This is a genomic window from Citromicrobium bathyomarinum (assembly GCF_038594605.1).
Classification (GTDB): domain Bacteria; phylum Pseudomonadota; class Alphaproteobacteria; order Sphingomonadales; family Sphingomonadaceae; genus Alteriqipengyuania; species Alteriqipengyuania bathyomarina_B.
In genome coordinates this window covers 504,190-515,486 of sequence record NZ_JBCFZM010000002.1, presented here as the reverse complement: position 1 = coordinate 515,486, position 11,297 = coordinate 504,190, and the positions used below count along the sequence as shown (strand labels likewise).

The window sequence follows — 11,297 nt, the reverse complement described above, 5'->3', positions numbered from 1 at the left end:
AACTCCCCGCTGCTAGCGCAGCTGCCATGATGGCCCGGAACACGTCCGGGCGAAGCCGCCGGGAGCGTACGCGCCGTGATCGACATGATCGTCCTCGTTTCGATCCACGGCCTGCTGCTGCTCGCGGGATACCGGCTGATGCTGCGCGACGATCTGGACGAGGATCCGCTGCTCGAAAGCGAAAATGGCGTCGAGAACGGCCGCCGTGACGGTTCGGTGCCATGACCGATCTGTTCCTCCTCGGCTTCTTTGCCGCCTTCATGGTCTTCGGCCTCAAACGCCCCTTTTTGTGGGTGTGCATGTATCTCTATGTCGACATTCTGATTCCGCAGAAGATCGGCTTCGGCCCGATAACCTCGATCCCGCTGTCGCTGATCGCCTTCGTCGCCGCCTTCGGAGGCTGGCTCGCACTCGACAAGAAGACGCGGCCGACCTTCACCTTTCGCCAGGGGGTGATGCTGTTCCTCGTCGCCTGGGCGTTCTTCACCTTGCAGGGGGCCGAGTTCGCCGAACCTGCCGCGAACAAGTGGGACTGGGTGTGGAAGACGATGGTCTTCGCGATCTTCCTGCCGTTCACCGTCACCACCAAGCTTCGCTTCGAAGCCGCCGCGCTGGTCATGGTGCTGACCGTGGGGGCGATCATCATCTCGGGCGGGATGAAGACAGTGCTGGGCGGCGGCGGCTACGGCAGCCTCGCGCTGTTCGTGAACGAGAATTACGGCCTCTACGAGAGCAGCACGCTGTCGACCGTGGCGGTCGCCATCATCCCGCTGCTCTACTGGTTTACCCGGCACGGGACGATTTTCCCGCCCAACATCCTGGTCAAGCTGTTCGCGCTGGGGCTGACGGGCGCATGCCTGCTGATCCCGATCGGCACCGAGGCGCGCACCGGCCTCGTCTGCGTCGCCATGCTCGGGCTGCTGATCCTGCGCGAAACCAAGTACAAGCTGGCCGTGATCGTCGGCGGATTGCTCCTGTGCGCCGCCGCCTTCCCGCTGCTGCCGCAAAGCTATGCCGATCGCATGGCGACGATGATGACCGCCGAGGAGGACGAAAGCGCCTCTACGCGGGTGGCGGTGTGGAAATGGACGCTCGATTACGTGAAGGAACGGCCGCTGGGCGGCGGGTTCGAGGCCTATCGCGCGAACAGCTTCACCTACCGCATGCCGCAGACATCGGGCGAGGGGAACATGAAAAGCGTGACCTACGAGCGGGTGACCGACGAGGGGCGCGCCTATCACTCGGCCTTCTTCGAAATGCTGGGCGAGCAGGGCTGGCCCGGCCTCGGCGCATGGCTGCTGCTCCAGGCGCTCGGCCTGGTCAGCATGGAACGGTTGCGGCGGCGGATGAGGAAGCGCGGCGATCCGGAGCTGGAATGGCTGGGGCACCTCGCGATTGCGCTGCAATATGCGCAGTTGATCTACCTCGTCGGTGCGGCCTTCCAGGGGATCGCGTGGCAGCCGTTCATCATGATGCTGGCCGGGTTGCAGATTGCGCTGGCGGTCTACGCAAGACGCTATGATTCGCCGCGCGAGCCCACGGTCGGGGAGCGGCTGGCCGCACAACGCGAACGGGTGGCCCGCGATGCCGTAGCGACAGGTTCGGCAGGCGCCGCCCCTCCATTGCGCTAGCCCCGTCCATCCTGCATGGAGCGCGCATATTCCAAGCAAAGGAGAGGCGCATGACCCCGCAGGATATTGCCGCAAAAGTCGGCGAACAGATCGGCACCAGCCCCTGGGTCGAGATCAGTCAGGAACGGATCAACCAGTTCGCGGAAGCGACGGGCGATCACCAGTTCATCCACGTGAACGAAGAAGCTGCGAAGATGACGCCGTTCGGCGGCACCATCGCCCACGGCTTCCTGACCCTATCGATGATCCCCTACCTCAGCGCCGAGGCCGACCTGCCCAAGCCCGACGGGATCAAGATGGCGGTCAACTACGGCGGCAACAAAACCCGCTTCATCAATCCGGTGAAGAGCGGAAAGAGAATTCGTGGCCAGTGGAAGCTGCTCGAAATGACCGAGAAGCGCCCCGGCCAGTGGCAGCAGACGGTCGAGATCACGATCGAGATCGAAGGCGAGGAAAAGCCCGCCCTGATCTGCGAATGGATGACGATGTTCTTCGTCTAAATCCTTGGTGTGAGTCCCAGCGAAAGCTGGGACCTCATGCAATTAGGCAACAAGATTAAGGAGGTCCCGGCTTTCGCTGGGACTCAGCAAGAGGACCCTTTCCATGACCCGTAGTGCAGTCATCGTTTCCACCGCCCGCACCGCCATCGGCCGCGCCTACAAGGGCGGCTTCAACAACACCAAGGGCGCAACGCTCGGCTCCTACTCGCTCGCCCCCGCGATCGAGCGTGCCAAGATCGAGGCCGGCGAAATCAACGACGTCGTGTGGGGCGCGGCGCTCCAGCAGGGCGCGCAGGCCGGCAACCTCGGTCGTCAGGTCGCGCTGCGCAGCGGTTGCCCGATCGGCGTTTCGGGCATGACGATCGACCGCCAGTGCTCCAGCGGCCTGATGGCGATCGCCACCGGCGCCAAGCAGATCATGGTCGACAACATGGATATCGTCGCCGCCGGCGGGCAGGAATCGATCAGTCTCGTCCAGACGCCCGAAATGCGCGTGATGCCCGACCCCGAACTGATGGCGATGCACAATGCGGTCTACATGCCGATGCTGCAGACCGCCGAGACGGTCGCCCAGCGTTACGGCATCAGCCGCGAGGCGCAGGACGAATACGCGCTGCGTTCGCAGCAGCGCACCGCCAAGGCGCAGGAAGAAGGCAAGTTCGACGACGAGATCGTGCCCGTCACCGTCACCATGAAGGTGAAGGACAAGGAAACCGGCGAGGTTTCCGAAAAGGAAGTCACCGTCGCCAAGGACGAGGGCAACCGCCCGGACACGAAGCTCGAAGGGCTCGCCTCGCTCAACCCCGTGCTCGGCCCCGACACCACGATCACCGCCGGCAATGCCAGCCAGCTGTCGGACGGTTCGTCGGCCAGCATCCTGATGGACGAAAAGCTGGCCGAGAAGCGCGGCCTGACCCCGCTCGGCCGTTATGTCGGCATGGCGGTCGCGGGCACCGAGCCTGACGAAATGGGCATCGGCCCGGTCTTCGCGATTCCCGCCGTGCTCGAACGCACCGGCCTGAAGATGAGCGATATCGGGTTGTGGGAACTGAACGAAGCCTTTGCGGTGCAGGTGCTCTACTGCCGCGACAAGCTGGGCATCCCCGACGAAGACCTCAACGTCAACGGCGGCTCGATCTCGATCGGCCACCCCTACGGCATGACGGGCGCCCGCTGCGTCGGCCACGCGCTGATCGAAGGCAAGCGTCGCGGCGCGAAGTATGTCTGCGTCACCATGTGCGTCGGTGGCGGCATGGGCGCGGCTGGGATCTTCGAGGTTCTCTGATCGCACAGGAGTAATTGCTATGGGTGAACGGTGGCCCGCGCTCGATTTCGAGGCCGAGAAATCGGTTTACGCCACCGTTCACGCCTACCTCCAGGTGATCGGCAAGGTGCCGACCCGCGCATTGCCGTGGTGCAACCACAGCTGGCACCTCGCGCTGCTCGTGGTGCCGCAGGGCCTCCGGACCTACCCGGTCGTGACCGAGACCGGCGAGGCGGAGATCCTGTTCGATTGCCTCGAATCGCGCGTTGTCCTGACAACGAGTGACGGCCGTACCGGCGTGATCGCGCTGGAAGGCCAGTCGGTCGCCACCTTTCACGCGCAGCTTCAGGCGCTTCTCGAAAAGGCGGACGTGCGGACCGCGATTCGCGGCGCGCCCAACGAGGTCGAGGATGCGGTGCCCTTCCACGAGGATGATCGCGAACGCGCATGGGACGCGGAGGTGGTGCGCCGCCTGCATCGCGCCTTCGCCGATGCGGCGCGGGTGCTCACGCAATTCCGGACCGGTTTCGTCGGCAAGTCGAGCCCCGTACACCTCTTCTGGGGAAGCTTCGATCTGGCCGTCACCCGCTTTTCCGGGCGCGAGGCGCCGCTTCATCCCGGCGGTTTCCCCAATCTGCCCGACCGCGTCACCCGCGAGGCCTACAGCCACGAGGTCGCGAGCTTCGGGTTCTGGCCGGGCGGCGGCGGGATGAGTGAAGCGGCGTTCTATGCCTATGGCTATCCGACCCCCGAGGGGCTCGGCAGTGCGTCGATAGAGCCCTCGGCGGCGTCTTGGCACGGTGACCTGGGTGAATTCGTGCTGCCCTACGAAGCGGTTCGCTGCGCCGACGATCCCGAGGCGGCCTTGCTCGCCTTCCTCGAAACCAGCTACGCTGCGGTTGCCTCGCGGGCCGATTGGGACCGGGAGCGGCTCGAGATTCCGCTAGGGAGTTTCGGCGCGCCCTATGATGTCGTTGCGCACCGCAACCGCTAGCGCGGCCGATCCGATCGAAGGAGCAATGCCGAATGCGTGCCAGTGTCGCGATCCCCTCCGTGGCCTTGGTGCTCGCCCTCGCCGCATGCTCGCAGGGTGACAACGCAGCCGACACCGATGCGGTGCCTTCTCCGCAACCATCGGACGGCACGGTGGAAAAGCCCGATACGCCGCAGCAGTCGGACGATGGCTACACCTCCGCCTACACCAAGCTCGATCTCGAAAGCTGCCGGGTGCTCGACCAGAGCACGGATGAAGGCACCTGGGTCGAGCTGCGCTGCGCGGGATACGAGGGCATTGAGCTGTTCGTGAGCGAGGGCGATCTTCGCTTCGACGTCGATGCCGGCGTTCCGAACGAGACCTTTCAGACGATCATGGCGTTCAACGAGCTTGGCGAGACGGTCGAATGGCGGCTGCGCGAGGGAGAACCCTTCGCGACCATTATCCGCTATCGCGATGTCAGCATGCAGGGCGGGGAGCGCTCCGTCCTCGCGGTCGACAAGATCGGCACGACGGGCGCGCCGGGCTGCCGTGTCGCGCAGATCGCGGGCGATACCCCCCGCGCCAACGCGCGTGCGCGCGCCGTTGCCGATGCAGATGCCGCCACTTTCGACTGTGCGAAAGAACCGCGCTATATCGGCGATGCGCGCTAGCCGCGCGGATGTGCTAGGATGACCCGATGGGACTGATCGAACTCCTCGGCCTTGCAGGCAGCATCAGCCTGCTGTCCGGCTGGCGGCTCTATGCCACGGTGCTGGTCACCGGGCTCGCCATGCGAACCGGCTGGGTGCCGCTACCCGATCATCTCGAGATGCTGACCGTGCTCGCCAATCCGTGGGTGATCGGCATCGCAGGCGTGGGCGCGGTGATCGAGTTTCTCGCCGACAAGGTTATGTGGCTCGATTCGGCGTGGGATGCGGTCAATTCGCTCGCCCGCCCGGTCGGCGGTGCGCTGCTGGCGCTCGCGATCGTCGATCCGTCCGATCCGACCTGGCAGGTCGTCGCCTTCCTGCTCGGCGGCGGGGCGGCCTTCGCCGCACATGCGGGCAAGGCGAGCGCGCGCGCGGCGGTCAACACGAGCCCCGAACCGGTCAGCAATGTACTGGTTTCGACCGCAGAGGATGTCGCGACCGTGGGGTTGCTGGCGCTGGCCATTGCCAACCCGATCGCCGCTGCGATCATCGCAACCGTTCTGCTGGTGCTGAGTATCGCGCTGATCGTGGTGGTCGGGCGCACGGTGAAGCGCTTGCTCCACGGCAAGCGCGGCCCGCCCGACCCGGCTTAGGGCGCTGTCGGGTACCCAGCCGAGCCTTCGCGAATTATCCGTTCGTTTTCATAAATTCTTCGACCACCGGGGCGATCTTGGTGCGCCACTTGCTGCCGTTGAAGATGCCGTAGTGGCCCGCGCCTTCGGCGAGATAATACTGCTTCTTCTTGTCCGAGAGATTGCGCGCCAGCGGTAGCGCAGCCTTGGTCTGGCCGATGCCCGAGATATCGTCGCGCTCACCCTCGACCGCCAGCAGCGCGGTCTGCGTAATGTCGCCCAGATCGATCACGGTGCCGCGATGTTCGAAGGTGTTGTTGGGCAGCGAGTGCGTCTGGAACACCTCCTCCACCGTCTGGAGATAGAACTCTGCGGTCATGTCGCAGACGGAGCGGTATTCGTCGTAGAAATCCTTGGTCAGCTGGGCACTGTCGTCGTCGCCGGAAACGAGATGCTTGTACATCTCGTAATGCGAGAGGATGTGGCCGCCCAGGTTCATGCTCATGAAGCTCGCCAGCTGCATGAAGCCGGGATAGACGCGCCTCCCGCTCCCTGAATATTGCGCGGGCACGGTGGCGATCACGTTCTGCTCGAACCAGCTGAGCGGACGCTTCATTGCCATGTCGTTGACCGTGGTCGGGCTCTCGCGCGTGTCGATCGGCCCGCCCATCATGGTCAGCGTCTTCGGGGCGGCCTTGTCCTTCGCGCCGTTCATCAGCGCGGTCGCGGCAAGCGCGGGGACCGACGGCTGGCATACCGCGACCACATGCGCGGCCTTGCCGTCGTTGCGCTTGGCTATCTCCTGCAGGAACTCGATGACGTAATCGATATAGTCGTCGAGATCGAAGCGCCCTTCGCTAAGCGGAATGTCGCGCGCATCGTGCCAGTCGGTGATGTAGACTTCGCTATTCTCGACCATCCGCTCCACCGTGCCGCGCAGCAGCGTGGCGAAATGGCCGCTCATCGGGGCGACGATCAGCACCGAGGGCGCGTCATCGGGCAGGCCGTTGCGGCGGAAGCGCTTGAGGTCGCCGAAGGGGCGGTGCAGCACCAGCGTTTCGACCACCGGATCCGGCTTGCCGTCGATCATCACGGTTTCGATATCGAATTCGGGCTTGCCGCGGCGGATGGTTGCATGTGCGAACACTTCCAGCGCGGAGCCTGCGACCGGGCCGAAGCCGCTATAGGCCAGCGGATTGCGCGGGTTGGTCAGCCATTCGGAGCCGATCGAGGCCATCGAGCTGGCGCTGTTGAGCCAGGCGGCCTGGATTTCGTAGGCGTGGTAAAGCAAAAAAGGACCTCTTGACGTAACGTCGCCGACAAGGCGGCACAGGCATATGTGGGCATTACCTGCGCCTCTTGCCATCATTGTGCAATGCACAAGGTGGATTGCGGGTGCATGCCCCGTGGATTTCCGCGCACTCCCCCGCTAGGCGCATTCGAACATGGCACGCGATACAAACGGATCAGGACGGCGCATGCGTAGAGGCGGCGCAAAAGCCGGGGCGGATGCGCCAAAGGCTCGATCGCTTGCACCGCTGCGGATGGTCTATCGAGAGGCATCGCGCTACCGGCGCCAGGCCGCACTGGCGCTTGCGGCCCTCGTCACGACATCGGCGGCCACACTGGCGATTCCGTGGCGCTTCAAGGTCATCGTCGACGAAGCGTTCGGCGGCTCTGCCGGTGCCGACGATATCGCGCATGCCTTCGAGTATCTGCTGATGATCGTGGTGGTGCTGGGCATCGCCACCGCGCTGCGGTTCTACTACGTGAGCTGGATCGGAGAGCGGGTGATCGCCAATCTGCGTCTGAAAGTGCAGCGCAACCTTATGCGCCAGCCGCCGAGCTTCTACGAAGAGAACAGTCCGAAAGAAATCTCCAGCCGGATGACTTCGGACACCGCGATCATCGAACAGGTCGTCGGCACGACGATTTCGGTCGCCTTGCGCAATACGCTGACCGCGGTCGGCGGAATTCTGCTGCTGTTCTATCTCGCGCCGTCGCTCACGCTTGGGCTGCTGATCGGGATCCCGCTGGTGCTCGCGCCGATCGTGTTCTTCGGGCGCAAGATCCGCACGGTCTCGCGCTCCAACCAGGATCGGGTGGCGGATGTGGGTGCCTACGTCACCGAAGTGCTGAGCGCGATGCCGATCGTCCAGAGCTTCGGCCAGGAACAGCGCGAGAGCACCCGCTTCGCCGGGGTGGTGGAGCGGACTTTCGATAGCGCGAAACGGCGCATCCTGCTGCGCGCGGCGATGACATCGATCGTGATCGTGATGGTCTTCGGCGGGATCACGCTGGTCATGTGGCGCGGTGCGCTTGCAGTGTCGGAAGGTGCCATCACCGGCGGCACGATCACCGCCGTGGTCCTGATCGGCGGGTTGGTCGCTGGCTCATTCGGGTCGCTGACCGAGGTCTATGGCGACCTGTTGCGCGGGGCGGGCGCGGCGGACCGACTGGCCGAGCTGGCGCGCGCCGAACCGGCCATCGCGCCGCCTGCCAACCCCCAGCCGCTGCCGATCCCGGCACGCGGCAGTCTGTCGTTCCGCAATGTCGGCTTCACTTATCCCTCGCGCCCCGGCGAACCGGTGATCGAGGACCTGACGCTGGAGATCGAACCGGGCGAGACAGTTGCATTGGTCGGGCCGTCGGGCGCGGGCAAGTCGACGCTCTTCATGCTCGCCCAGCGCTTCTACGACCCCGACGAGGGCACCATCCGGCTCGACGGGATTGCGCTGCCCAGCGCCGACCCGGCGGATATCCGGGCGCGAATGGCGTTCGTCCCGCAGGTTGGCACGCTGTTCTCGGGCGATGCGCGCGACAACCTGCGCTATGGCCGCTGGGACGCGACCGACGAAGAAATCTGGGAGGCTGCGCGGCTCGCCAATGCCGCCGATTTCATCGAGGCGCTGCCGCAGGGGCTCGACACCAATCTGGGCGAAGACGGCACCCGCCTGTCGGGTGGGCAGCAACAGCGCATCGCCATCGCCCGCGCAATCCTGCGCGATTCGCCGATCCTGCTGCTGGACGAGGCGACCAGCGCGCTCGACGCGCAGAGCGAGCGGCTGGTGCAGGACGCGCTCGCCCGCGTCATGCAGGGGCGCACGACGCTGGTGATCGCGCACCGCCTTGCCACCGTGCGCGAGGCCGACCGGATCGTGGTGCTCGACCAGGGCCGGATCGTGCAGCAGGGCACTCATAGCGAGCTGCTTGCCCGCGGCGGCCTGTATGCTCAGCTGGCAAAGCTCCAGTTCGACGCGCCGCAGATCGGCGCGGCTTGATCGCGCGGGCAATCGACCAGCGACATAGCCCGTCCGACGAGCGACGCGCGTGGTCGTGCGCACAGGTCTATGGCATCGTCACGCGCAATCCGCCGTTCATGGCGACCGGTGGAAGAGCAGCACTTTGTAATCATAGGGGACTTTCATGATCCGCACCGTATTTACCACCACCGCGAGCGTTCTTGCGCTGGCGCTCGTCACGCCCGCCGCGGCGCATGACGACCATGCCGAGGGCGACATGGAAATGCTGCTGCAGGACGGCGACGACGCGCAGGCGGCCGCCCCGACCCCGACGATGGACTTTGGCGAATGGGGCGTCGACCCGAGCGCGCTTTCGGACACCATCGATCCGGGCGACAACTTCTTCGGCTATGTCAACCAGGAATGGCTCGATGCCAACCCCTTGCCGCCCGAATTCAGCCGTTTCGGCGCGTTCAACCTGCTGCGCGAGAAGTCGACCAGCGACGTGAAGGCACTCGTCGACGGCCTGCTCGCGAAGCCCGCTGCACAGCTCAGTTCCGACGAGAAGCGCATCGTCGATGCCTATAATTCCTACTACGATACGGCCGCGATCGACGCGGCGGGCCTCGCCCCCGCGCAGCCTTTTCTCGACAAGATCCGCGATGCCGATACGCTGTCCGAACTGGCGATCCTGTGGGGCCAGCCGGGCTATTCCGCGCCGCTGGGCGGCGGAGTGAGCGTCGATGCGAAAGAGCCGACGCGCTACTCGGTCTATGTCGGATCGGGCGGTCTCGGCCTGCCCGACCGCGACTATTACCTCGACGAGTCCGAAAAGGGCCGCGACATCCAGACGAAGTATCGCGAATACCTGACCTTCCTGCTCGGAGAAGCCGGGTACGAGGATGCCGCCGGGATGGCGCAGTCGGTCTATGATTTCGAAGATTCGATCGCGCGCAAGGTTTCGTGGGATCGCGCCACGCGGCGCAACCGCGACCTGACCTACAATGCGCTGACCCCGACCGAACTCGGCGCGCTGTCAAACGCGTTCCCGCTGACCGCCTTCCTCGAAGCTTCGGGCATCGCGGATACCGACCGCTACATCGTCGGCGATCTTCCTCCCTCGGCCGAAGAGGCGGAAGAGCTGGGCCTCACGCCCGAAACGCTCGAGAAGATCGGGGGCGGCACGCCTGCCATGATGGCGCTGATCGTCGATACGCCGATGGAGGTTCTCCAGGCGTGGACGATCAAGGAATTCCTCGAAGGCAATGCCTCGGTCCTGCCGAGCCGTTTCGACGAGGCGGACTTCGCTTTCTACGGCCAGACGCTGCAGGGCACGCCCGAACAGCGCGCACGCTGGAAGCGCGCCATCGGCGAGACCGAAGGCCTGCTCGGCGAACTGCTCGGCAAATCCTATGCGGCCGAATATTTCCCGTCCGAGAACAAGGCGGCGATGGAAGAGCTTGTCGCCAACCTGCGCGTCGCGATGGCCGAGTCGATCGGCGAGATCGAATGGATGGGCGAGGAAACCAAGGAAGAAGCGCGCGCCAAGCTCGACAGCTTCGATCCCAAGATCGGTTACCGCGACAACCCGGAAACCTATGAAGGGCTGACGATCACCGCCGGCGATCCTCTCGCCAACCGGATGGAAGCGGCGCGCTGGGGCCGGGCAGACAATCTTGCCAAGCTGGGCGGACCGATCGACCGGACCGAATGGGGAATGCTGCCGCAGACCGTGAATGCCTACTACAACTCGACCAAGAACGAGATCGTGTTCCCCGCGGCGATCCTGCAGCAGCCGTTCTTCGCGCTGACCAACGATCCGGCGGTCAACTATGGTGCGATCGGCGGGGTCATCGGCCACGAAATGGGCCACGGCTTCGACGATCAGGGCTCCAAGTCGGACGGCACCGGCATGTTGCGGAACTGGTGGACCGACGCAGATCGCGCGGCCTTCGACGAGCGCGGCGACGCGCTGGTCGAGCAGTACAACAGCTTCTGCCCGCTCGATAACGGCGAAACCTGCGTCAACGGGCGGCTGACGCTGGGCGAGAATATCGGTGACCTTGGCGGGCTCAGCCTCGCCTACCGCGCCTACAAGCTCAGCCTCAACGGCAAGGAAGACAAGGTGATCGACGGGCTGACCGGCGACCAGCGCTTCTTCCTCGCCTGGGCGCAGGTCTGGCGCAGCCAGCAGCGCGAAGAGGCGGCCCGCAGCCGTCTTCTGACCGATCCGCACAGCCCGGAAGAGTATCGCGTCAACGGCGTCGTGCGCAACATGGATGAATGGTACGAAGCCTTCAACGTGACGCCGGAAGACGATCTCTATCTGCCGCCGGAAGAGCGCGTCCGCATCTGGTAAGCCAGCAAAAGCTTGCCTTAATTACATCCTGGGGCCGCGCGAG

10 protein-coding genes are annotated in these 11,297 nt (G+C 64.9%); 9 read left to right on the top strand and 1 reads right to left on the bottom strand.

Annotation, left to right across the window (positions count from 1 at the left end):
- Positions 1 to 75: 75 nt before the first annotated feature.
- From AAG612_RS09560 to AAG612_RS09530, 7 genes are all read left to right on the top strand, one after another.
- On the top strand, positions 76 to 225 hold the full coding sequence (locus AAG612_RS09560) for a hypothetical protein (protein WP_342510349.1): 150 nt from the start codon (positions 76 to 78) through the stop codon (positions 223 to 225).
- Entirely contained in the window at positions 222 to 1,631 is a 1,410-nt protein-coding gene (locus tag AAG612_RS09555) for a DUF5935 domain-containing protein (protein ID WP_342509626.1), read from the top strand. Before AAG612_RS09560 ends, AAG612_RS09555 begins: the two co-directional genes overlap by 4 nt.
- Positions 1,632 to 1,681: 50 nt before the next feature.
- A complete protein-coding gene (locus tag AAG612_RS09550) occupies positions 1,682 to 2,131 on the top strand; it encodes a MaoC family dehydratase (RefSeq protein ID WP_342509624.1) in 450 nt (149 codons plus the stop codon).
- 103 nt (positions 2,132 to 2,234) lie between these two features.
- Positions 2,235 to 3,416: an acetyl-CoA C-acyltransferase gene (locus AAG612_RS09545; protein ID WP_342509623.1), complete on the top strand. Its 1,182-nt coding sequence runs from the start codon at positions 2,235 to 2,237 to the stop codon at positions 3,414 to 3,416.
- Positions 3,417 to 3,435: 19 nt separating this feature from the next.
- Complete coding sequence (locus AAG612_RS09540) at positions 3,436 to 4,389, top strand: DUF5996 family protein (RefSeq protein ID WP_342509620.1); 954 nt, start codon at positions 3,436 to 3,438, stop codon at positions 4,387 to 4,389.
- Between the two features lie 32 nt (positions 4,390 to 4,421).
- Entirely contained in the window at positions 4,422 to 5,042 is a 621-nt protein-coding gene (locus AAG612_RS09535) for a hypothetical protein (RefSeq protein ID WP_342509618.1), read from the top strand.
- A 26-nt stretch (positions 5,043 to 5,068) separates the two neighbouring features.
- Positions 5,069 to 5,674 carry a DUF4126 domain-containing protein gene (locus AAG612_RS09530; protein ID WP_342509616.1) on the top strand — a complete coding sequence of 202 codons (606 nt, stop codon included), beginning with the start codon at positions 5,069 to 5,071 and terminating at the stop codon, positions 5,672 to 5,674.
- A gap of 34 nt (positions 5,675 to 5,708) precedes the next feature.
- Here the strand turns inward: AAG612_RS09530 and AAG612_RS09525 are convergent, their stop codons facing one another.
- Positions 5,709 to 6,944: a polyhydroxyalkanoate depolymerase gene (locus tag AAG612_RS09525; RefSeq protein ID WP_342509614.1), complete on the bottom strand. Its 1,236-nt coding sequence runs from the start codon at positions 6,942 to 6,944 to the stop codon at positions 5,709 to 5,711.
- Positions 6,945 to 7,197: 253 nt separating this feature from the next.
- On the opposite strand from AAG612_RS09525, the gene AAG612_RS09520 reads away from it, so the two are divergent.
- Entirely contained in the window at positions 7,198 to 8,934 is a 1,737-nt protein-coding gene (locus tag AAG612_RS09520) for an ABC transporter transmembrane domain-containing protein (RefSeq protein ID WP_342509612.1), read from the top strand.
- Positions 8,935 to 9,079: 145 nt separating this feature from the next.
- Positions 9,080 to 11,254 carry a M13 family metallopeptidase gene (locus AAG612_RS09515; RefSeq protein ID WP_342509610.1) on the top strand — a complete coding sequence of 725 codons (2,175 nt, stop codon included), beginning with the start codon at positions 9,080 to 9,082 and terminating at the stop codon, positions 11,252 to 11,254.
- Positions 11,255 to 11,297 lie beyond the last annotated feature (43 nt).